Origin of the sequence: Microcoleus sp. Pol12B5, assembly GCF_036701335.1 — a bacterium.
In the GTDB taxonomy this organism is placed as follows: domain Bacteria; phylum Cyanobacteriota; class Cyanobacteriia; order Cyanobacteriales; family Microcoleaceae; genus Microcoleus.
Genome location: NZ_JAUBQQ010000019.1, coordinates 1 through 22,258 on the forward strand (window position 1 = coordinate 1; position 22,258 = coordinate 22,258).

The 22,258-nt window shown below is 45.4% G+C and carries 18 protein-coding genes; 11 read left to right on the forward strand and 7 right to left on the reverse strand.

Translation table 11 applies throughout. From position 1 onward, the window contains the following. The first annotated feature begins 689 nt into the window (after nucleotides 1-689). Entirely contained in the window at nucleotides 690-1,733 is a 1,044-nt protein-coding gene (gene egtD / locus QUA24_RS11720) for an L-histidine N(alpha)-methyltransferase (RefSeq protein WP_333229794.1), read from the forward strand. Nucleotides 1,734-1,909: 176 nt separating this feature from the next. Here egtD and QUA24_RS11725 read toward each other — a convergent pair whose 3' ends face one another. Both QUA24_RS11725 and QUA24_RS11730 read right to left on the reverse strand, forming a co-directional pair. After that, on the reverse strand, nucleotides 1,910-2,521 hold the full coding sequence (locus QUA24_RS11725) for a hypothetical protein (RefSeq protein WP_333213090.1): 612 nt from the start codon (nucleotides 2,519-2,521) through the stop codon (nucleotides 1,910-1,912). Between the two features lie 415 nt (nucleotides 2,522-2,936). Then, entirely contained in the window at nucleotides 2,937-3,248 is a 312-nt protein-coding gene (locus QUA24_RS11730) for an RNA-binding protein (protein ID WP_333082386.1), read from the reverse strand. A 942-nt stretch (nucleotides 3,249-4,190) separates the two neighbouring features. On the opposite strand from QUA24_RS11730, the gene QUA24_RS11735 reads away from it, so the two are divergent. Together QUA24_RS11735 and QUA24_RS11740 are read left to right on the forward strand one after the other, a co-directional pair. Continuing rightward, nucleotides 4,191-5,000, forward strand: a complete 810-nt coding sequence (locus QUA24_RS11735; protein WP_333229796.1) for an SDR family NAD(P)-dependent oxidoreductase — start codon at nucleotides 4,191-4,193, stop codon at nucleotides 4,998-5,000. Between the two features lie 219 nt (nucleotides 5,001-5,219). Beyond that, entirely contained in the window at nucleotides 5,220-6,056 is an 837-nt protein-coding gene (locus QUA24_RS11740; RefSeq protein ID WP_333229798.1) for an MBL fold metallo-hydrolase, read from the forward strand. Nucleotides 6,057-6,073: 17 nt separating this feature from the next. On the opposite strand, the gene QUA24_RS11745 is transcribed toward QUA24_RS11740, so the two are convergent. Then, the gene (locus QUA24_RS11745) at nucleotides 6,074-6,382 is read right to left on the reverse strand and encodes a DNA methyltransferase (protein ID WP_333229800.1); all 309 of its coding nucleotides are present in this window, start codon (nucleotides 6,380-6,382) and stop codon (nucleotides 6,074-6,076) included. Between the two features lie 170 nt (nucleotides 6,383-6,552). On the opposite strand from QUA24_RS11745, the gene ribBA reads away from it, so the two are divergent. The 5 genes from ribBA (at nucleotide 6,553) to QUA24_RS11770 (ending at nucleotide 13,804) form a co-directional block, all read left to right on the forward strand. After that, the gene (gene ribBA / locus QUA24_RS11750) at nucleotides 6,553-8,244 is read left to right on the forward strand and encodes a bifunctional 3,4-dihydroxy-2-butanone-4-phosphate synthase/GTP cyclohydrolase II (protein ID WP_333229802.1); all 1,692 of its coding nucleotides are present in this window, start codon (nucleotides 6,553-6,555) and stop codon (nucleotides 8,242-8,244) included. Between the two features lie 391 nt (nucleotides 8,245-8,635). Beyond that, nucleotides 8,636-9,091, forward strand: coding sequence for an HAD domain-containing protein (locus QUA24_RS11755; protein ID WP_333229804.1), 456 nt, complete (start codon nucleotides 8,636-8,638; stop codon nucleotides 9,089-9,091). A 129-nt stretch (nucleotides 9,092-9,220) separates the two neighbouring features. Next, nucleotides 9,221-10,489 carry a transposase gene (locus QUA24_RS11760; RefSeq protein WP_333229807.1) on the forward strand — a complete coding sequence of 423 codons (1,269 nt, stop codon included), beginning with the start codon at nucleotides 9,221-9,223 and terminating at the stop codon, nucleotides 10,487-10,489. A 43-nt stretch (nucleotides 10,490-10,532) separates the two neighbouring features. After that, nucleotides 10,533-11,972: a pentapeptide repeat-containing protein gene (locus QUA24_RS11765; protein WP_445242609.1), complete on the forward strand. Its 1,440-nt coding sequence runs from the start codon at nucleotides 10,533-10,535 to the stop codon at nucleotides 11,970-11,972. A gap of 98 nt (nucleotides 11,973-12,070) precedes the next feature. After that, nucleotides 12,071-13,804, forward strand: coding sequence for an ATP-binding protein (locus tag QUA24_RS11770; protein WP_333229810.1), 1,734 nt, complete (start codon nucleotides 12,071-12,073; stop codon nucleotides 13,802-13,804). Nucleotides 13,805-13,881: 77 nt separating this feature from the next. Here QUA24_RS11770 and QUA24_RS11775 read toward each other — a convergent pair whose 3' ends face one another. Together QUA24_RS11775 and QUA24_RS11780 are read right to left on the reverse strand one after the other, a co-directional pair. After that, nucleotides 13,882-14,562 carry an OmpA family protein gene (locus tag QUA24_RS11775; protein WP_333229813.1) on the reverse strand — a complete coding sequence of 227 codons (681 nt, stop codon included), beginning with the start codon at nucleotides 14,560-14,562 and terminating at the stop codon, nucleotides 13,882-13,884. A gap of 7 nt (nucleotides 14,563-14,569) precedes the next feature. Then, the gene (locus QUA24_RS11780) at nucleotides 14,570-15,259 is read right to left on the reverse strand and encodes a hypothetical protein (protein ID WP_333229815.1); all 690 of its coding nucleotides are present in this window, start codon (nucleotides 15,257-15,259) and stop codon (nucleotides 14,570-14,572) included. A gap of 906 nt (nucleotides 15,260-16,165) precedes the next feature. On the opposite strand from QUA24_RS11780, the gene QUA24_RS11785 reads away from it, so the two are divergent. From QUA24_RS11785 to QUA24_RS11795, 3 genes are all read left to right on the forward strand, one after another. Beyond that, nucleotides 16,166-17,170, forward strand: a complete 1,005-nt coding sequence (locus QUA24_RS11785; RefSeq protein ID WP_333229817.1) for an RNA polymerase sigma factor, RpoD/SigA family — start codon at nucleotides 16,166-16,168, stop codon at nucleotides 17,168-17,170. 388 nt (nucleotides 17,171-17,558) lie between these two features. Beyond that, entirely contained in the window at nucleotides 17,559-18,056 is a 498-nt protein-coding gene (locus QUA24_RS11790) for a hypothetical protein (RefSeq protein ID WP_333229819.1), read from the forward strand. A 186-nt stretch (nucleotides 18,057-18,242) separates the two neighbouring features. Next, nucleotides 18,243-20,780: a CHASE4 domain-containing protein gene (locus QUA24_RS11795; protein ID WP_333229821.1), complete on the forward strand. Its 2,538-nt coding sequence runs from the start codon at nucleotides 18,243-18,245 to the stop codon at nucleotides 20,778-20,780. Between the two features lie 49 nt (nucleotides 20,781-20,829). Here the strand turns inward: QUA24_RS11795 and cobO are convergent, their stop codons facing one another. Beyond that, the gene (gene cobO / locus QUA24_RS11800) at nucleotides 20,830-21,465 is read right to left on the reverse strand and encodes a cob(I)yrinic acid a,c-diamide adenosyltransferase (RefSeq protein ID WP_333229823.1); all 636 of its coding nucleotides are present in this window, start codon (nucleotides 21,463-21,465) and stop codon (nucleotides 20,830-20,832) included. Nucleotides 21,466-21,524: 59 nt separating this feature from the next. Next, complete coding sequence (locus QUA24_RS11805) at nucleotides 21,525-22,103, reverse strand: Uma2 family endonuclease (protein ID WP_333229825.1); 579 nt, start codon at nucleotides 22,101-22,103, stop codon at nucleotides 21,525-21,527. Nucleotides 22,104-22,258: the final 155 nt, after the last annotated feature.

Below are 22,258 nucleotides of genomic sequence, written 5' to 3' on the forward strand. Positions count from 1 at the left end.
GGTTTAACTGCTTATCAATCCATTCAAAAAGCTCTCTCTATTGATGGCTCCCTTTTTTCCCCTAGTTGAGCAATTACCAAATAGGTTCGTAGTGAGGACTGTAGTTCTGGGCTTTTTCAGAGGAATTGCATTCCTCTGTGCAAAGTTATAACACTGATTTTACGAAATATAATACCACTTCTCCAAAATCTTGCAACAGTTATGAGTTTTTGGTTTGTTTCCTGAAAGACTGTAAGCTGTTGTGCATCTAATTTGACAGTCAATTTTTATACAATTATTGTGGAACGGGCATCCTGCCAGTCTCTGGATTCAATTTAAATGCGTAGCAGCTTATGCACCGGTGCGTCGCTGTGAGATAGTCGCTTTTTTTGATAATTTTTGATAGCGACGCACCCTACAGCTACTGTTGCAGGATTTTTTAGAATTAGTATAAATTGCGGCAGAGGGAATTTTGGACAAAATTTGTTTGCGAAATGCCCAACTTTTTTCCATGTAACAAGCTCAAAAAAAACAAGTTTCGTTAATTATTCAATAATTTTTGTGGATAAATTTTAAGTTTTAATTGTGGAAGCGAGATCCATCAGGTGAGACAATACAGAACGGAGAGAGGCATAAAAAATCTGACTTGAGCGCGATATTTGGCAACGCGACTGCGTGCTATACCGATATGTGCATCTAAAAAATACTCTATGAAATCCCCAAGACTGTCCGACACAACCAACTCAGCCTTAACGAAGGAAAACCGGCTGCACTTAGAGCGACTGGTGAGCGCTGCGGCACTGACACCCGCAGAAATCAATGCTGGCAGCGATGCAGTTAGCGGGTTGACTCAAACCCCCAAATCCCTGCCTCCAAAGTATTTCTACGACGATCGCGGCTCGAAGCTGTTTGAGTTGATTTGTCAGTTGCCGGAATACTACTTGACGCGCACTGAAACGTCTATTTTGCAGGGGTGCGCGGGGGCGATCGCCAATTTAACGGGCCCCTGCGAAATCGTCGAACTCGGCAGCGGCAGTTCCACAAAAACTCGGATTCTCCTCGATGCTTACAGTCAACTGGAATATCCCCTGCATTATTTGCCGATCGACATCAGTCCTACTATCCTAGAAAGCAGCGCTTGTCAACTGTTGGCCGATTATCCGTCGCTCCATATTCACGGACTTGTCAGCACATACGAATTAGCCTTAGCTAAAATTGCACCGTCGCCGTTGCCAACCCGAATAATTTGCTTTCTCGGCAGTACCCTCGGCAATCTCAACGCTCAAGAATGCGATTTGTTCTTCTCGCAAATTGTCGGTGCATTGCAGCAGGGAGAGTATTTTTTGCTGGGAATTGACTTGGACAAATCTAAGGATATTTTAGAGCCTGCCTACGATGACAGTCAAGGAGTAACGGCAGCATTTAACTTGAATATGCTGCGACATTTAAATCGAAAATATGAGGGAAATTTTGATTTAGCACAGTTCGAGCATTGGGCTTTTTACAATCAAGAGGAATGTCAAATAGAAATGCACTTGAAAAGTAAAAAAGCGCAAACAGTGCAGTTGCGTTCTCTCAATTTAACGGTTGAATTTGCACCGGGAGAAACTATCCGCAGCGAAATATCGCGCAAGTTTAATCTCAATACTGTAAAAAAAGAACTTTCGCAGCGTGGTTTAATTCCAGTGCAGGTTTGGACAGATCCAAATCAGTGGTTTGGCTTGATGCTTTGTCAGATGTCAGTTGACAGTTGACAGTTGACAGTTGGCAGTTGGCAGTTGGCAGTTGGCAGTTGGCAATTGCCAATTGTTATTTGTTATTTGTTTTGAATATCTCCCAATAATCAGTAACTGCTGACTACTGACTAATAACGTTCGCGAGCGGGGACAGCACTATGACTACTGACTACTGACTACTGACTACTGACTAATTAACAAATCGGCCGCTGTCCGGGTTTTACGGCGTGAATGTACTCACTGCCCGATGTCGGCCATCCCCTCTTATAATAAGCTTCCTCCGGCTTGCCCCAGCCCAACTGCAACAAAATTTCTAGAAAATCCAACTTTTCCCACTTCGAGAGACTGGCCCATTCTGTGCGCTGGGCTATAGCCTCTACATCAACCGACTCGATCGCTCGAAAATCCTTTCCGCTGTTAACACTTAAATACAAATCCATCCCGGCAGTTACCTGCTGCCAGAATTCCAACATAGCAATCTTAGCTGCCTTCAACGTAATCAAATCAACCGGTAGAGCTATTAATTCGTCATCCACTGCCGGATAGCGTAGAGTATTGCCTTTAACCGCAATTTCCCGCCAGACAATCCCAGAAACTTGATGTTCCCGCTGGTATTCGTGTACGGCTGCCTTAAAATTTTGATAAGCGGTGAACTTCTGTACGCCCTCAGATTTGAGAAAGCGGTCAATCACGGGGTTGCCTGTAGCAGGAGTTTCAGTCAAGTTGAGGCGCCGCCCATACAAGCAGGCTTGGCGCTCTTCTTCGAGGATTTTAATGAGTTCCGCCGTGCTGTAGACCTTGGACATCTTTATTCAGGCAAAATCAAGATATTGGCTGATATTCGGCTGGTTTTCTCGACTAATCTTCGGTAAAGATAGTTTTGCTGTTCTAGGCAATATTCAGTTTTGCCGTTATTCTAGCTTTTCTTGCTGCTTAATTCTAGTTTGATAGTTTACAGGCGTCGAGTCGCGAAATCCCGACAGCCTCTTAAAAAAAGCAGTTAAGAGGAAGAGGGTACTGAATCACGAACTAGAGTGGGAACTGCACCGCGGAGGTATCTCGCCGGATTTTTCGCCAAAAACAAAGCCCCCTCCAAGGAGGGGGCAAAACTGATTTAGAGGTTTGGGAGTTTTATTGGATGGGTCGATCGAACAACCCGAAAAAAAGGCAGCATTCGCACCTGCCGTTAACTACCAAAACTCAAATTTTCAGTCTCAAAGCTTAGTAGCGTCGAGAAGAGCGATCTTTGTCGCCCCAGCCGCCGCCGCCACCCGATGAGCGTTTGTTGTCTTCGCGAGGTTTGGCTTTGTTGACTTTCAAGTCACGGCCCATCCACTCAGCACCGTCTAAAGCTGCGATGGCTGCTGCTTCTTCTGCCTCGCTTGCCATTTCCACAAAAGCAAAACCCCGCATCCTGCCTGTTTCCCGGTCCATTGGCACTTGGACGCGGCTTACAGTACCGTACTCGGCAAATACTTCGTTGAGGTCATCTGATGTTACCTCATATGAAAGATTACCCACGTAAATCGACATAAAATCTCCAGAATCATTAGGGTGCAGAGACTTAGATTCGGAGAGACGCTTGTAAATAAACACCAACAAACTACGCAACCGAATTTAATTCTTGGAAAACCACTATAACATGAAGCCAGCAGAATCAGCAATTGGCTGTCATAATTTTCAATGTAGGGTGCCGAGCGGGCAATCGGCAACAGAAAGTATTCTTGATAAATGACATCTTACACTCTTGGCATCCTCCGCTTGGTTTCTTGCTGCGCGATCGACCTGATATCTGAGATTTTGCGTCGCTGTTACCAGGTTGATTGGGTCTGATTGAGACCAGTGCCTGAGATTCACTTATAACTAACATCACCCACTGTTATCCCTGGACAAGCCTCCTGCCCGTTCCACCAGAGATAAATGTTTTTAGCCCAGGATTAATCTTCCGAGTCAATCTCCCATCTTCCATCTCCCGTCTCTCATCGCATCCGATTTAGTGCCCGATAATGGCGGCTCCCCAATAATTATCAAAAGAGTTATTAGCCATATCTACGCGCGTTTCATACTTAGATAGAAATCCTCGCATCATTTGTGAATTTCTTACTCGCTCCCCTATCTCGCGGGGAGGGTTGGGGTGGGGTAAAATTTTTACGACTCCTGCAAGGATTGCTATCTAAGTATAATGATTTCTTTAAAATTTCCATTTTATTCATTTTTTAAGGCTTTATGTAGTTTCTCTATTTGCTCTTTCTCTAAGATGATTCTCGGCTGTGATTTTTACACTAATTGCATGAAGTTTGTTTTCGACTCTACCGTATTTAAATGCCTAAAAGCTTATGTCCTGGGAAAGATGCGATCGCACTCCTACCTTCCTAGCATTGTAAAAGTTGAACATCCACAGTCCACAAAGATTGTCTAGTACAGACAGAAGCAAGCCTAGACAAAAGAGCGTGGAGCAGTTACAGAGGATTTTAAATGGTTATAAACAGTTCGTTGACCCGGCCCTTGGCTGTTGTGACGGGTGCCTCTAACGGTATCGGCTACGAACTCGCCAAACAGTTCGCTCAAAACGGCTTCGATCTCCTAGTCACCGCCACCGGAGCGAGCATCAATGAAGCGGCTCAAGCCTTTGAGGGGCTCGGTGCCAAAGTCGAGACAGTGCAGGCAGACCTCGCTACCTACGACGGTGTTGAGACGCTCTACAACCAGATAAAAGCGACTAATCGGCCAGTCGATGCGATCGCAATTAATGCCGGTGTCGGCGTCGGTGGCGACTTTGCCCGCGAGACAGACTTGAAGGACGAACTAAATCTGATTAACCTCAACGTTGTCTCGTCTGTGCATTTGGCTAAACGGGTAGTCAAGGATATGGTCGATCGCGGCCAAGGACGGATTCTATTCACTTCCTCCATTGCCGCCCTAATGCCGGGGCCATTCGAGGCAGTCTATGCAGCATCCAAAGCCTTCATCCACTCGTTTTCCGAAGGACTCCGCAATGAGTTAAAAGATACAGGTGTAACTGTCACCTCGCTGATGCCCGGTCCCACTGATACTAACTTCTTCCACCGGGCGGGAATGGATGACACGAAGGCGGGCGCCGACAAGAAAGATGATCCAGCCGAGGTTGCCAAACAGGGATTTGAAGCCTTGATGGCTGGTAAAGACAACATCATTGCAGGTTCGCTCAAGACAAAGATTCTAGCCAGCGCAAGCAAAGTTTTACCTGATACCGTTAATGCCGAAATGCACCGCCAGCTTACTGAACCGAATTCTGCTAACCAATAATTTCCGCCCGTCTTACTATTCTTATGTGCAGATTTAAAGAAAGTAAACATCGCAGATAGTGGCAAGATTGCAGCCAATAAAAGCGTGTTTACTTCTCCCAGTAGTGACGATTTAGCGAATTTTTCTCAGGCGTTCATCGATGGCATTATGCAGCATCGGCCTTGGATGCGAACTGAGTAATAAATGGTTCCCGCCTAAGTAATTTAGTACACCACATTTATGCAAATTCATCATCTCAATTGTGGCTGTATGTGTCCCATTGGAGGGGCGCTTTTCGATGGCTTTAGTAGCGGTTTGACGGCTAACCTCGCCTGCCACTGTCTGCTTGTTGAAACGAATCAGGGACTGGTTCTGATTGATACCGGCTTCGGATTGCGGGATATGGAATCCCCTTACTCCCGGCTCAGTCCGTTTTTCGTTTATTTTAATAACATCCAGTTCGATCGCAAGTACACGGCAATCCATCAAATTGAACAGCTCGGATTTTCACCAAGCGATGTGCGCCATATTGTACTCACCCACCTCGACTTCGATCATGCCGGTGGTCTAGAGGATTTCCCTGAAGCAACCGTACACGTCATGCAGGCTGAAATCGATGCCGCACACGATCGGCACGGTTTCATCACAAAAAGGCGCTATCGTCCGGGGCAGTGGGATGAAGTCAAACGGTGGAAATACTATTCGGCGGGTGGCGAACCTTGGTTCGGTTTTGAAGCAGTCCGCGACCTCGACGGGTTGCCGCCGGAAATTTTGCTAATCCCGTTGGTGGGGCACACGCGCGGTCATGCTGGCATTGCCATTGATACACCCGATGGCTGGCTTCTGCACGCCGGCGATGCCTATTTCTACCGACACGAGATGGATGCAGCTAACCGACGCTGCACGCCCGGTCTGCGCGCCTACCAATGGATGATGGAGGTCGATCGCAAGGCTCGGTTGCTCAATCAAGGTCGGCTGCACGCATTATCGGTGCAGCATAGTAAAGATGTGCGCCTGTTTTGCAGTCACGATGCTATTGAGTTAAAAGCCTTCGTTGACGACTCAAGGAACTCTTAAAACTAGAAATTTCATCATTAGTTGGGAATTGCTTTTGCCCGATCGCGAATTGACAAATAACCTAAATTCAGCCCAAATGCTCCTCGATCGCTCGTTACCCGGTCAACCTCCGCTATCCACTGCTCGCACCAGTTTAAATACTCATCTAACACCAAGGATTTTTCGTACTCTTTGCCGATGTTATAAGGCGGGCTGGTAACGGTTAAATCTACAATTTGATAGGGTAGCAGCTTCAATGCTTCCAAGCAATCCATGTTATAAATTAAGCAATTAGGAGCTTGAAAGTACGGTTTACCTAAAATCTTCGCGATCTCAGTCAAGCTCATGAAATATTGGGGAGATATTTTGTTGACAAAGTGTAAAATTTATAGTAAGTGAGTTGAGAAATATTGTCAAACTCATCTGGACTGGGGAATCGCCCTGCCGGAAACAAAAGGTTACAATCACAAATACATTCTATTTCCATAACATTACTGTTTATAGCTTGAACTCCTCAGTGCCAAATAACAACTCCTCAACTCAATCCTTTCAATTTGACTCAATTGACAGCGCCCTCGCAGACCTCAAAGCAGGTCGCCCCCTGGTAGTAGTCGATGACGAAAATCGCGAAAACGAAGGCGATGTGATTTGTGCCGCCCAATTCGCCACCCCCGACAACATCAATTTCATGGCCGTGAACGCGCGGGGTTTGATTTGTCTGGCATTGAGTGGCGAAAGGCTCGATCGCCTGGAACTGCCCCTCATGGTCAGCAAGAACACCGACAACAACCAAACTGCCTTCACTGTCAGCATTGATGCAGTCAACGGCGTCAGTACCGGTATCTCGGCCGAAGACCGCGCCCGCACCATCCAAGTAGCCATTCACCCGGACACCAAACCTCAAGACTTGCGCCGTCCCGGTCACATTTTCCCCCTGCGGGCGATCGACGGTGGCGTCCTCAAACGCGCCGGTCACACCGAGGCCTCGGTTGACCTCGCCAGACTCGCGGGTCTGTATCCCAGCGGCGTCATCTGCGAAATTCAAAACCCCGACGGTTCGATGGCGAGGTTGCCGGAATTAATCGAGTACGCCAAACTCCACAACCTCAAAATAATCAGTATTGCCGACTTAATTAGCTACCGACTCAAGCACGATCGATTCGTCCGCCGGGAAACCGTCGCCAAATTGCCCACTCAATTCGGCGAGTTTATGATTTACGCCTACCGCGACACCCAAGACAATTCAGAACACGTTGCTATTGTCAAGGGCGATCCGGCAGAATTTAAAGACAAACCCGTGATGGTGCGGGTGCATTCCGAATGCCTGACCGGCGATGCTTTGGGTTCCCTGCGCTGCGACTGCCGGATGCAACTGCAAGCGGCACTGAAAATGATCGAAAATGTCGGTTCTGGCGTCATCGTTTACTTGCGCCAAGAAGGTCGGGGTATTGGATTGGTAAATAAACTAAAAGCTTACTCGCTGCAAGATTTGGGATTCGATACTGTAGAAGCCAACGAACGGTTGGGATTTCCCGCCGACTTGCGGAACTACGGCGTCGGAGCACAAATGCTCAACGATTTGGGAGTTAAAAAAATTCGGTTGATTACCAACAACCCGCGCAAAATTGCGGGTTTAAAAGGTTACGGGATTGAAGTAGCCGATCGCGTCCCCTTACTAATTGAAGCCACAGATTACAACTCGATCTATCTGGCAACAAAAGCCGAAAAACTCGGTCATATGCTACTGCAAACTTATTTAGTAACAGTGGCGATTCAGTGGAACGAAAAAGGAGAAGGAAAAGAGGAAGATTCTGCCATTCAAAATCGGTACGAACACCTCGAAAAACTGCGGCATTTGGCGGCTAACCAGCACTTGCTGCTGCAAGAAGAAGCGCGGCCGGTGGGCATAGCCCTTTTCGGAGAAGGCTCCCTCATCGTTCACCTGGGCTTCGATCAAGCCGGACTCGCAGCCCCCGACTGGTACTCGGATCTAAACCATCCTTACGTCAGAGCGATCGGCCAAATTTTGGATGAAATCAGCACTGAGCCGAATTTGCAAACATTAGAATTCATGGTTTCCTCCGGTGGGGATCCGCTCAAAACCCTGCAAGTCCAGCTCGATCGCGAGACATTCCTATTGTCGGAATTAACCGGAATTTGCGATCGGCTCGAACCTCAAAAAATCTACAGTTTTGCTCCTCTTGCCTGAAGGCAGAACGTAGAAGCTAACCCCCCCTACCCCAGCAGGGGGGAAGGCAGCAGCCCAGAAAAACAGTGAATTTTAGAACAATACTTGTTGATACCAGCATCTTCCTTTCGTCAGAAAACAGCCACCAATAACAACAGTGAATAACAATGTGGATTGCCGTCTAATATTATGTCCGGTCGATTAGAAATCAGGTAGGGGCGGGTTCACCAACAATATTTGCCAATAATTGACAATCTCAAAAACTCGCCCGGTCGACGAGATATTATGGTCAATCCATCGGACATGATATAACAAGTCGATATAGCGACACTTGATAGAGAACCGTCGATGCACATTTATATTATTAAGCAGTATTAATAGTCATTAAATCATTCAAGAGGCTTTTTAATTAATGTTAATTTTTTTAGACATTGATGGTGTACTTATTCCTGACAGAAGACATGAAACATCGAGCTTGCCAACAGATATAATGAAATTTAATTCGGCTTGCCTTAATCACTTTGAGAATGTCCTTCGTTTCTATCCTAATGCGCGAGTAGTAATTTCATCATCCTGGCGTGAAATATTCCCCTTCGAGGTAATACCGCCATTATTTTCACCAGATATCGCTATCCGTATTATCGGATACACCCCTTTTCTCAACCCCAAAAATATTCATCAACACAAATATTTACGACACCAGGAAGTTCTTGAGTATCTTCGACAAAATCAAGCAGAAAACTCACCTTGGGTAGCCATTGACGATATTCCCGAACACTATCCGCCAGATGCGCCAGTTGTGGCTATTGATGATTACAATGGTTTTGACCAGAACTCAGCAAAGGTACTTTCAGAATATCTAACTTGATTTCAAAGGTTAGGAAAAAAGTATTGTAAAACTTCATGGACTTTATAAGCAATTATAAACAATAATGGTATTATATTGTTTTGAGTGTTGAACAAGGAATACGCATAGCCCAAAGAACGGAAGTCTCAAATGCAACTAACAGAGAGGCACATCATTAAATCAACGGAACACCGTTTCGCCCAAATTGACGAACTAGCTTTCAAGTCCAAAAACCTCTACAATGCAGCCAATTACGTCATTCGTCAGAGCTTTATTTATGGATGGGGTTATGTCACTTATAACGAAATGAACCGATTGATGAAGTCTCATGAAGCCTACAAGGCTTTGCCTGCTAAAGTAAGCCAGCAAATCTTGATGGTGTTAGACAAGAATTGGAAATCGTTTTTTGAAGCAGTTAAAGCTTACAAGGCTAATTCTTCAAAATTCACTGGTCGCCCGAAATTGCCAAAGTACAAAGAGAAAACCAAAGGGCGAAACCTTCTAGTTTACACGATGCAAGCGATTAGTAGTCAACAGTTGAAGAAAGGAATCATTAAACTTTCGGGTACTGAACTTTTAATCAAAACCAAAGTCGCTCCCGATCGGATTTGCCAAGTTAGGCTGGTTCCGAAATGTGATTCCTATGTAATTGAGGTAATTTATGATGAACCGGAGTCCACCCTTGGCAACGCTAATTCTGTAGCTAGTATTGATTTAGGACTGGATAATTTAGTGGCGTTAGCTTCAACTCAACCGGGATTTATCCCTTTGTTGATTAACGGGCGACCATTGAAATCGATTAACCAGTTCTACAACAAACGCTCTTCACGATTACAATCCCAGTTAAAAGGGAACCGCAAAACTTCACCCCGGATTCAGCGCTTAACTCGTTGTCGCAATCAAAAAGTTAATAATTACTTGCATCATGCTAGTCGCCTGATTGTTGCCATTTTAAATACAAAACAAATGGGGATGCTAGTAATTGGCAAGAATGCAGAGTGGAAAACTGAAATTAATCTAGGGAAGCAAACCAACCAAAACTTTGTTAGTATTCCTCACTCTCGATTAATTGAAATGTGGGAGTACAAAGCTCGGTTGGCGGGAATTAATGTAATTGTGCAGGAAGAATCCTACACATCGCGGGCAAACTTCGTGGGTCTAGACCCAACCCCTGTCTACGGGAAAACAGAAAAAGAGCCGATGTTTACTGGTAAGCGTATTAAGCGAGGTTTGTACAAAACATCGACTGGTCAGTTAATTAATTCTGATATCAACGCTTCGTACAACATCCTCAGAAAAGCAATCCCAAATGCGTTCAGCAATGGGATAGAGAGCTGCGTAGTTCAGCCAAGGCGGGTTAATCCGCTTAAAGCAAAAGTGAAGGGGGAGGGGCTTAAAGCCTCCCATGTCTATAAATGACTATACTTTTGCCAGCTATCGGAATAGAGAGGGTGAATTTGACATGGAAATGAACGTTGGTGACTTTCTGCACCGACTCGATCTCAGGGGACAAGCACTTAAAGGCACCAACCTTGGCGGTGCGGAACTCCGGGGAGCCAACCTCCGAGGCACGGATCTCCGAGAAACTAACCTCAGCGGCGCTATGCTCAGGTATGCAGACCTGATTGAAGCCGACCTCACCGGCGCCAATCTCAGCGGGGCGGATTTAGCTGAATCATTTCTTAATTTAGCTAACCTCACTAGAGCTAATTTGACTGGTGCTGTCCTCCGAGAAGCTAATCTCGTAGGAGCCGAATTCACGGGCGCCAACCTCAAACAAGCAAGTTTGATCAAGGCTAATTTAGTAGGAGCAAATCTCCACGAAGCCAACTTAACCAGAGCCAACCTTAGCGGGGCGGATTTACGCGGTTCTCAGTTGAGCGGCGCCATTTTAGACAAGGCCGTATACAACAACCGGACTATCTTTCCCGAAGATATTGATCCGGGTGCAATGGGAGCATTTTTGCTAGCTCCCAATGCTTCTCTCCCTGGCTTAAATCTGGCTATGGTAGATTTGACCGAAGCGGATTTAAAAGGAGCCGATTTGCGGCGGACAAACTTATACCAAGCTATTTTATTTGGCGCAAAACTCGATCGGGCCAACTTAGCAGGAGCCAACCTCAGCGGAGCGGACTTGAGGGAAGCCAGTTTGAACGCCACGATTTTAGAAAAAGCTGTTTACAGCAACAAGACTTTGTTTTCCGAAGGCATTGACCCCGCTCTGGGTGGAGCTTATTTAATTGCTCCCAATGTATCGCTGCAAGGGGTAAATTTAACCGGAGCCGACTTAAACGGGTCAGATTTAAGCGGAGCTAATTTGAGCGCTTCTAACTTAACTTCGGTCAATCTCAAAAATGTAGACCTCAGCAGAGCTAGCTTAAAAAAAGCTTACCTCAAAGGTGCAAACTTGGAGGGAACTGATTTAAGAGGAGCCGATTTAAGCGGCGCAATTTTACACCAAGTAAACTTGAGTTCTGCTGACCTCCGGGGTGTAGACTTAACCAGGGCTGACCTCAGCGGCGCTAATTTAAGGGATGCCGATTTGAGGGAGACAGATTTCACCGGAGCTACTTTGCTGTTCGCTAACTTGAGCGGGGCCGACTTGAGAGGTGTAGACTTGACAAAAGCTGACCTCAGTGGCGCTAAGTTAAACGAAGCTGATCTCCGAAAAGCAGATTTGATGAGAGTAAATTTGGAGGGAGCAGATTTAACTGAGGCCGACTTGAGCGATGCTCATTTATTCCGAGTTAATCTCAGAGGTGCTAACCTGAAAGGTACTAACCTCAAAGGCGCAAGCTTAAAAGGGGTATTTTTGACTGACGCTTATTTGAGCGAAACGGATTTGACAGATATAGATCTGAGTCCAAGTTTTTTTGAATTGCCGCTAGAATCGGAATGGTAATTAGTTGACTGTTAACAATCAAAAATCTACAATCAAAACTCGCGCCGCGAAAATTGCTCGATTATTAACAATCGAAAATCTAAAATCTAAAATCTAAAATGGATCGACCGTTAGGCTCTGTTATTCAAGGTTCCCTGAGCAAGGGATTAGAAGTGCGACTGCACGCCGATGTTTCGGTGGAAGATATGAGGGTGGGGAAATTTCTAGTAGTGCGGGGGGTGCGATCGCACTTTTTCTGTATGCTCACCGATGTGTCTCTGGGAACTTCTAGCGCCCGCATTTTATCGAATCCTCCCAATCCCGACGACGATTTTCTGCTGGCAGTGCTAGCTGGTAGCAGCACCTACGGTACGATCGAACTGTCGCCGATGTTGATGTTGACTGCTGAACGAGAAAAACAGCAGGCAATTTTCGACCCGACGAAAAACGGCGGAGTTCGCGAGAATAAGTTGGCGTTAGGAAATTTGGCTTCTTTTGAGTCACAAACGGGCGCGGATATTGAGTTGCTGCCGGTCAAAACTATTCCCAGCCACTTTTCGCAGGTGTTTGATGCCAAAGAAACTGATTTTCGGGCAGTTTTTGGCTGGGAAGATGACCCATATCGCCGCAATTTTGCGATCGGCAAACCGATTGACATGGACGTTGCTGTGTGCTTGGATTTAGACCGATTTGTGGAACGCAGCAACGGCGTTTTTGGGAAGTCGGGAACGGGAAAATCTTTTCTGACGCGCTTGCTATTGTCAGGAATTATTCGCAAGCAAGCTGCGGTTAATCTAATTTTTGATATGCACTCGGAGTACGGGTGGGAAGCAGTTTCGGAAGGGAAACAGTTCAGCACTGTGAAAGGTTTGCGGCAGTTGTTTCCCGATAAAATGCAGATTTATACCCTTGATCCAGAATCGACAAAACGCCGGGGAGTCCGCGACGCTCAAGAGTTGTTTTTGAGTTTCGATCAAATTGAAGTGGAAGACATCGCGCTGGTGCAGCGCGAGCTAAATTTGTCGGAAGCTAGTATCGAAAATGCGATTATTTTGCGAAATGAGTTGGGCAGTGGTTGGATCAACAAGTTGTTGGAAATGACCAACGAAGATATCCAAATGTTTTGCGAAGAAAAACGGGGGAATAAGTCTTCGATTATGGCTTTGCAGCGCAAATTAGAGCGCTTAAATGATTTGAAGTATATTCGCAAACGCTGCCCTAAAAATTATGTAACAGAAGTTTTGCAGTGTTTGGACGGTGGCAAAAATGTAGTAATTGAGTTTGGTTCCCACTCGGATTTGCTGTCCTATATGTTAGCAGCAAATGTGATTACTCGCCGCATTCACCAAGCTTACGTGCGGAAAGCGGAGAAGTTTTTGCAGAGCAAAAATCCGTGCGATCGCCCGCAGCCATTGGTGATTACCATTGAAGAAGCTCACCGCTTTCTCGATCCGGCGATCGTGCGATCGACTATTTTCGGTACAATTGCCAGAGAAATGCGAAAATACTTTGTCACCCTGCTAATTGTAGACCAGCGTCCTTCTGGCATCGATGCCGAAGTCATGTCGCAAGTCGGAACGCGCATTACTGCTTTGCTAAACGATGATAAAGACATCGATGCTATTTTTACCGGCGTTTCGGGAGGGCAGAGTTTGCGTTCAGTTTTGGCAAAACTCGACTCCAAACAGCAAGCATTAGTTTTGGGGCACGCTGTACCGATGCCCGTAGTAGTGCAAACTCGCCCCTATGACGAGCAATTCTACAGAGAAATCGGGGATATTGACTGGCAAGAAATGCCCGATGAAGAAGTATTTGCCGAGGCAGAATCTGCTAAAATGGATTTAGGATTTTAACAACAGATTCAACCCTTATAAAATTATTTTTTATCAGCGTTAATCTGCGTGCATCTGCGGTTAAAAAAATCTAATTCCTATGTTTTAATAATTAACTCAACGCGACGGTTTTCCTTCCTCCCGACCGGGTTGTCTGAGCCGTCTAAATTATTATTAGGAGAAATCGGTTTAGTTTTGCCGTACCCTTTGGTTTGCATCCGGGTATTCTGAACCTTGAAAACGTTGATAAAATAATATTTTACCGCTGCGGCTCGCTTCTGGGAAAGTTCGAGATTATAGGAATTTTCCCCGTGGTTGTCGGTGTGTCCGTTGATGAATATTTGGGCGTTTTTGTAATATCTCAGCAGCAGATTGATCTTGGTGAGAGTTGGTTTAGCTTGGGCGCGGACGTTATATTTATCAAAATCAAATAAAATAGTTTCTGGCACATTAATTCTGATGCCTTCAGGTACTTTTTCGGCGTTCAACTCTGTTTCAATGTTTTTGACAGTCTCGGTTGTTATTTGTGTTGGTAGCTGCTCCTCTGTCGCAGTTTGATTAGCGGTGATATTGTCAATTTTTACTGTAGTCTGAGCAATAATTTCAACTTTTACTCTAGTAGGAGTAATTGGTATTACTTCTAAGGTTGTAACTGCTGTTGATTCTGATTCAACAGTATCGACTTTAGCGGATTTACTGGCAGCCAACTGAGAGGATGAGGTCGCGAAAAGCAATGATGAGATTATCGTAGTATTAATCAGTCTAATTAGCTTTTTCATTTCTCAATTACCTCTTAATTGGAATATTGAAGCTGATACCTGAACATTGTTGAATTTCTTTTCCATTTTTTCCCTCAGAAGAGCAAGGGAAACTTGACGTTAGCGACAGGTGAGTAGCTCCGGGTGCTAACCAACCTACGAATACAAACTGCCCTTTGAGCGTAGTGCCTGGTTTAATCATAATTTCGGTATTATTAGAGGGAGGTAATAAATTATATCGGACGTTATAGGATTTGTTGTCTTCGAGATACATACCATCTTTAACGTTAAGCCTGACAACTTCCTTACGACCATTTGTAATCGCCATAGTCACTATAATGCTATTTTCACCAAAGGTAATTTTTGTCAGCCGTCCCCATAGTTGGTTAGTTATAACCCGGAGGTCGTAAGTTTGCGTAGGTGGCAGGAAATTTGTAGGTTTTTGGGCAACCTCTAAACTCGTTTGAGTCGGAACAGGCGTAGGATTTGGAGATTGAGTCTGAATTGGCGTAGGAGTTGGATTATTGGGTGCGGGCGATGCGGCGGGTTCTTGTGCTATTGGTGTTTGAACGGGAGGTGAAATTGATGGAGTTTGAATTGGCGTAGGAGTTGAGGTATTGGGTGCGGACGCGGCGGGTTCTTGTGCCAATGGGTTTTGCACACAGGCGACACACACCAGCGATAGTAATGCTAATTGTGGGAAATTTTTAGCTTTCATTCCAGCACCCGATCGAGCTTTTGTGCTAATTTTAATAGACAGTGGTAGCTTTTGTTGCGGGTTTAATCTAGCCTTGAGAATTAGATGAGCTACAAAGTGCGTGAAGCGTAGCTATCCCGTAGGGAATCGCCCTTAAAATCTCTTTAATTAGAAATTACGATCGAACGTCCCAAAAATTAGGCCCCAGCTTTCCGTCAGAAGCTTTTCCCCTTTCACCCCCTCACCCCTCATCCCTAACTACACAAAATTTGCATAAGCTTAAACAGGATGGAGATGATGGAGCCTAGGGTCACAATGAAAGTCAAACAGGGCAACAGCCAGCCTTTATACACCTTGTCGTTACTCGTAGCCAAATTGAATTAGCATATTTAAATCAAAATGTCAATAAATATTTTAAACAGTTACTCCCATCTAATACGGCGATCGAGTTCGGTTATCTCGCATCCCACCATCTAGGCAGCGAGAAAATTTCAAGCGATGATGGAACAGAGAGCAAAACAAAGCCCTCGAATTGCATGAGTCTGTTTGCATGAGTATTGTGAAGTTGAGTGGCAGTTAAAACTAACAGGGAATTCAAAACCTTAAGGAAAAATGTAGAATCTTGACCTTAAGACAGAGGTTTTTACTCTTTACGATCCTCAAAATTGGGAATAATATTGAGAAAACTAAACTCTTGCTTCACTTCGCCTTGAACTAGCCGTTAAAGCTAGCGAGCTACCGAAAATCGAGGGGGATTACTGGAAAATCCAGCACAAAAGTAATCCCAAACAAAAAGCTTCTACCGATCGTCACCGATAAACAAGAGGGGAAACATCCCCTTTGTCGCAGTCTTTATCCCACTTGCAAAAGTGGGACAGGGTATCACCAACTTTTTATCTGTTGTTACAAGGAGTGCAATACTCACCCATGTCCACCACAACCCCCAAAAACAAAACAGTGAAAGCCGATCGCATGGGCAGCCGGCCATACTCCTCAACGGATACGGTTCGTACCTATCTGCACGAGATCGGTCGCGTACCCCTGCTAACCCGAGAAGAAGAAATTGTTTTCGGGAAGCAGGTGCAGCAAATGATGAAATTAATCGAAGCAAAACAAGCACTTGCTAAAGAATGGCAGCGGGATATGACGAATCAAGAGTGGGCTGCCGAAATGGACTTGACCGAACCTGAACTTAGCCGCATCTTACAAATAGGGCGGCGGGCCAAGCAAAAGATGATTGAAGCCAATTTGCGGCTAGTAGTGGCGATCGCCAAAAAATACCAGAAACGCAATATGGAATTCTTGGATTTAATTCAAGAAGGCACCCTTGGTTTAGAACGAGGAGTCGAAAAATTTGACCCGATGCGGGGATACAAATTTTCTACCTATGCCTACTGGTGGATTCGCCAAGCAATTACCCGCGCGATCGCCCAACACGCCCGCACAATTCGATTGCCAATTCACATCACCGAAAAACTCAACAAAATCAAAAAGGTGCAGCGGGAACTCACCCAGCAGTTGGGTCGGTCTCCCTCCCCTGGGGAAATTGCCAACGCCCTCGAACTGCACCCTTCCCAAATTCGGGAATACCTGCTGATGGCAAGACATCCAGTTTCTTTGGACTTGCGCGTAGGAGACAACCAAGATACCGAACTGCAAGAACTCTTAGAAGACGAAACTGCATCTCCCGACAACTACATTACCTCGGAATTACTGCGGCAAGACCTCAATACTTTGATATCAGAACTTACCCCGCAGCAGCGAGATGTAATAATTTTGCGCTTCGGTTTGGAAGACGGCACAGAAATGTCTCTGGCGAAAGTCGGAGAACGGTTAAATCTCAGCCGGGAACGGGTGCGGCAGCTAGAACATCAAGCCCTTGCCCACCTGCGGCGCCGCCAATCTCAAGTCCGAGAATACTTGGCTAGTTAGTCACTAAAAAAGTTGAGATTTCCCAAAATCTCAACTTTTTTTTCGTGTTGGCGTTGCGGGGAAGGATACTTTTATAGCAGTTAAAAAAAAGAATCCAACTGTAGGCCAGTGTTCCAAACCCTTATGGAATAGGTCAGGCCAAATTATTCAATTATTTAATATAAAATTTAAAATCTAAAATGGTATTATTTGAGGGGTCGATCGCCCGATCCGGGCGGAGGCAAAATTTGTCAAAACTAATCTTAGATTTAACTTCAGGAACCGGGCGGGCGATCGTTCCTTTAAGTTTATAGCCAATATTAAGCCAAATACCCGGTTTCTCTACAATCTTGGTGAAACTGGTACAAGAGGCGCTTGGAACCAGCTATTTTAAATTTTGGGGTCTGGAGTGGTTTTGACTTATTTCATATTGACAGGAAGTTTAGAAGCGATCGCGATCGTGCTGGCTCTCTCGCCCGGTAACTTCAGCATCGCATTCCCCGCACGCCGGGCACAGGACTGGGACATCAAATCCGGCGTTTTAAGCTCGCAATCTCTGCCAAATCCTGGGGCAGATACAGCTAGCACAGGTTTAGCAGATGGCATTTACCTCTACGGCCAGTCGAGCCAGCCAGAGGAAATTAAACAAGAATATTTTGTATTTGAAATGCGGCAGAGTAAGGTAGTCGGCGCTTTTTACCTGCCTCGGTCTGCTTTTTACTGTTTTTACGGCACGGGCGATCAAACTCAGTTAAATTTAACAGTAGTGGATAGTTACGACGGCAGTCGCTCTCCCTACTCGGTAAACCTGCAACAGTATTACCCAATTTCTACCATCAGCGAGAACGATCGGCGCATCTTGGGAATTTGCAAAGAATCTCACAAACAGCAGGTGTGGGAAAAGTAGGAAACACGCACTGCGCCACCAGTCAATCGATTTTAGATTTTAGATTTTAGATTTTAGAATTGAAGAAAGCAACCCGACTGATACATCGGACACCCCGGAGCAAATTGCTTTCGGTCAGGGTTCAGGAAACAGTAGTAAAATTGCTCCTGAGTTGAGATTTCGGACGGACACCACACACATGGCAAGATGAAACTGCGTCGGAAAACACTATCGATTGTTGGCATTACCATTGCTGGATTGACTGGCATTCTGTATGTCGCCTCCTCAAGCATCCTCTTGGGCAGTCTGATCAAAGCAGAGGAACAAGAAGCCACACAGGTTGTCAAGGGAGTGCTCAGCGTGTTCGGGCAAACCGCAGATGACTTCAACTCGCGCTTTGCCGACTGGTCGTCCTGGGACGACACCTACACTTTCATCCAAAACCGCAACTCAAAATTCATTGCCTCCAATTTAATTCCAGAAGGGCTGGCTAATATAAGAGTTAATATAGCCATTTTTGTCAATACTTCTGGCAAAATAGTTTATGCTACGGGTTTAGACAGCGAAAAGCTGAAATTAACGCCTGTTCCAGAAGCATTAAAACGGCGCATTTCTCTCAGCGACCCGCTGTTGCAGCACCCCAACGCCAAAAGCAGCCTCGCTGGTATCCTGCTGCTACCGTCAGGGCCAATACTGATTACTTCCCGGCCAATTCTCACGACTAAAAGCACCGGCCCGATCCGGGGTACGCTGGTATTCGGGCGCAATTTGGATCCTGCGAGCATTGCGAAGGTTTCTAAAATTACTCGCTTGCCACTCATTGTACACAGCGTTAATGAGGCTCAGTTGCCTGCAGACTTCGAGAAAGCGCGGGAGAAACTGTCGGAAAAAAAACCGATTTTTGTGCGTCCTTTAAGCGAAGAGTCGATCGCGGGTTACGCCCTAATCCGCGATATTTACAACCAACCTGCGCTGCTATTGCGGGTGGATATCCCCAGAGAAATATATCGGCAAGGTCAAATTAGTTTGCTGTACCTGCTGGGGTCTGTAGCGTTAGCGGGAGTTGGGTTGGTCGGCTGTACTCTGCTACTGCTAGAGCGTCTGGTGCTGTCTCGGTTGAGCGGTTTGGCGAAAACAGTGAAGCGCGTCAGTAGCAGCCAAGACCTTTCGGTGCGACTACCGGTGACGGGCGAAGATGAGTTGTCCGACCTTGCCCATGCTATCAACGGAATGTTGAGTGCGATCGCCCAAGCCGAAAGCGAACAACTTGAGGAAAAAGCCCGCTACCGAGCTGTCGTGGAGCAAGCTACAGATTGCATTTTCCTGTGGGACGCTCAAACCAAACGCCTTTTGGAAGCCAATACAGCGTTTAGAGACCTGCTCGATTACAATCTTGATGCGATTTCGCAACTAACTATTTACGATATCATCGCTTACTCTAAAGACCTAATTGACAACAATATCGAGTTACTGCTGACGGACAAACAATTCAGAATTGGCGAAGTTCTCTACCGCCGCCGAGACGGTTCCTGCGTGGATGTAGAAGTGAGCGGGAGCGTGATTTCCTACGGTGGCCGCGAGATTATTTGCACTGTTGTCCGCGACATTACCGAGCGCAAGCAAGCAGAAGCCGAACTGCGAGCCTCGGAAGAACGCTACAGACTTTTGTTTAAAAATAACCCCCATCCGATGTGGGTTTACGATTTAGAAACTCTAGAATTTATAGCCGTCAATCAGGCTGCTGTCCAACACTACGGCTACACTCGCGACGAATTTCTCAACATGACCGTTACAGACATTCGTCCCCCCCAAGAGCTGCCGAAATTGCTAGAAAATATATCCCAAGTAGATGCCGGTATTGAGTTTGCAGGTGTGTGGCAGCACCAGAAAAAAGACGGAACAATTATTGATGTAGAAATTACTTCTTATGGTCTGGTATTTGATAGCAGGAATGCTGAATTAGTTCTGGCTCACGACGTGACCGACCGCTTGCAAGCGGAGGCCGAACTCTACAAGGCAAAGGAAGCTGCAGAAGCAGCTAGTTTGGCTAAAAGTCAGTTTTTGGCTAACATGAGCCACGAACTACGAACTCCTTTGAATGCGATTATCGGTTACAGCGAGATTCTACAAGAAGAGGCTTTAGATTTGGGCGAAGAAAATTTTGTGTCTGATTTAGAGAGAATTCACAATTCAGGCCAGCTTTTACTAACCTTAATTAATGATATTCTGGACTTGTCGAAAATTGAAGCCGGTCACGCGGAAGTGGAATTAGAAACTTTTGACGTGTCGGAGGTCGTTCAAGATGTAGCTAGAACTGTTGAACCGCTATTTTTGCGAAACACAAATCGCCTGAATGTGGACTGTCCTAATAATATTGGCGAATTGTATTCCGATCAAATTAAGCTTACTCAAATTTTGTTTAATTTGCTCAGCAATGCAGCTAAGTTCACTCATAAAGGAACAATTCTACTCAGCGTTGAAAGAATTAAAAATGACGAGAATAGTTGGGATTCTGAACAGTTAATTTTTAATTGTAGTGATACTGGGATTGGGATGACTCCTGAACAGCTACAAAAGTTATTTCAACCTTTTACGCAAGCTGATGCTTCGACTACCCGCAAGTACGGAGGTACGGGTTTGGGTTTGGCAATAGCGCAGAAATACTCTCAGATGCTGGGGGGAGAAATTACTGTGGCTAGCGAGTTTGGCAAGGGTTCAACTTTTACCTTAACGTTACCAGCATAGCTCTATTTTGAATTTTATATCGGGTAAAAAGTCTTGACGACAAACAACATTAATACTCAATACCTGGTTGAGCTTTAATGCCTTGTTCTCGGAATGGGTGCTTAACTAAAGTCATTTCTGTCACCAAGTCTGCCCGTTCAATTAGTGCTGGCGGGGCGCCTCGACCTGTTAAAATAATGTGGGTTTTTTCTGGCTTTTGGTCTAACCCGGAAAGCACTTGCTCGACTTGCAAATAACCTAGTTTTAATGCTATATTGACTTCATCGAGAAGAACTAATTGAAATTCGCTATTGCGGATAAAAGTTAGGGATTTTTCCCAGGCTTTTTGAGCTGTTTCGATATCTCGATCACGGTCTTGCGTGTCCCAGGTAAAGCCTTCTCCCATTGCGTGGAATTCTAGCTGTTTTTCCCAGAGTTGAAAAACGGCTTTCTCAGCAGGTTCCCAGGCGCCTTTGATAAATTGTACTATGGCGACGCGGTATCCGTGACCGAGCGATCGCACAACCATTCCCAAAGCGGCAGTGGTTTTGCCTTTCCCGTTACCCGTATTGACTATAATTAAACCTTTTTCTTGGGAAGAGTTAGCGATTCGCTGTGATTGCACTTCTTGGCGCCGCTGCATTTTCTGTTTGTGTTGTTGGGCTGTTAAGCCAGTGGTTGTAGTAGTTTCTGTATTGGTTTCCATGAGATTTTTTTTAACCGCAGATGAACGCAAATAAACGCTGATAGATGCAGAATGTCTAGTTATTGCCACAGTGTTTTCAAGTTTAGCACGAAACCGGGCAAAACATCTTCTCCTGAAAGTTCCGTTGGACATTCCAAAACTTCTATTTCTTGTTCTTGGCGATAGATTTCGACTCGGCGGGTTTTGCGGTTTATTAACCAGCCTAGTTTTACTTGGTTACTCATGTATTCTTCCATTTTGTCTTGAGTGTCTTTGAGGCTGTCTGTTGGCGACATTAACTCTAAGACGAAATCCGGGGCAATGGGAGGAAATTTTTGTTTTTGTTCGGTAGTGAGTGCATCCCATCTTGATTTTTCAATCCAAGAGACATCGGGAGAACGGTTGGCACCGCTTGGCAGTTTGAAGCAAGTTGAAGAATCGAAACAAATTCCCAGTTTAGTTTGTCGGTTCCAAATTCCAAAATCAGTAGCTATTTCAAAATTGTAATTTCCGGTTTCTCCTCCTGTGGGTGGCATGACGATTATTTCTCCTTTGGCGTTGCGTTCAAATTTGACATCGGGATTTTCGCGGCACAGTTGATAAAATTGGTCGTCGGTTAGTTTAACTATAGAGTTGAAGTTGATGGTAACTGCTATCATGGTATTTTATCAGGATGGGTTGGGATTTTTAAGCCAGATTATGTATATGAATGCGGATAAATGCCGAGCGATGCAGATGCTGTAAATATTATTGATGGAGGACTGAGGATTGGAGTTGTAGGTTTGGAGAGGCACTTGTGATATGATTATATCAT